At 54.3% G+C, this 928-nt stretch carries 1 protein-coding gene; it reads left to right on the top strand.

What is annotated here, in order from left to right; genetic code table 11:
• Window positions 1-234 precede the first annotated feature (234 nt).
• On the top strand, window positions 235-928 hold a 694-nt coding region (locus AC1DRJ_RS29880), incomplete at its 3' end, for a MetQ/NlpA family ABC transporter substrate-binding protein (RefSeq protein ID WP_477805295.1).

The following is a 928-nucleotide window of genomic DNA, read 5'->3' as shown; positions in this document are numbered from 1 at the left end:
ATCCAGGCGACTCGGTCTGTCGGGAGTCTGCCATCTCGAGCAAGCTTTGCTCCTACGAGGGATGCGCGAGCCAGAGTTGTATGAGCAAAATGGAATATGAAAGTGAATAAAAGATATTGTTCGGGAATAAAAAATCCCGGTATTGTCCGCGTCACGCCAGCGATAGCACTTCGCTGGCACTTAAATATTTATGCCGTCGCCACAAGCGACTGTGATTTTCGATAAGGACACTGCATGAAAAAGGTTCTGTTGTTCACCGCACTGGCGGCTGCCCTGACCGTGGGCCTGGMCCAGGCTGGCGAGAAACTGGTGGTTGCGGCGACCCCGATTCCACACGCCGAGATTCTGGAACTGATCAAACCAGCCCTCGCCAAAGAAGGCGTGGACCTGGAAATCAAAGTTTTCACCGACTATGTTCAGCCAAACGTACAAGTTGACCAAAAGCGTCTGGACGCCAACTACTTCCAGACCCTGCCGTACCTGAAAAGCTTCAACGAAGGCAAAGGCACTAACCTGGTTACCGTGATCGGCGTGCACGTCGAACCGTTCGGTGGCTACTCGAAGAAAGTCAAAACCCTGGCTGAGCTCAAAGACGGCGCGACCATTGCCATCCCTAACGAAGGCAGCAACAGCGGCCGTGCCCTGATCCTGCTGCAGAAGGCTGGCCTGATCGAACTGAAAGACCCGAAAAACGCTCTGGCTACCCCGAAAGACATTGCCAAGAACCCGCACAACTTCAAGTTCAAGGAACTGGAATCGGCCATGCTCCCGCGTGTGCTGGATCAAGTCGACCTGGACATGATCAACACCAACTACGCGCTGGAAGCCGGTCTGAACCCGGCAAAAGACGCGCTGATCATCGAAGGTGCAGATTCGCCTTACGTGAACTTCCTGGTGGCTCGCCCGGACAACAAGGACAGCGTAGCCA

The sequence above is a fragment of the Pseudomonas sp. P5_B2 genome, assembly GCF_056400445.1.
The sequence above is the reverse complement of the archived record's forward strand: the minus strand, read 5'-3'. Positions and strand labels throughout refer to the sequence as shown.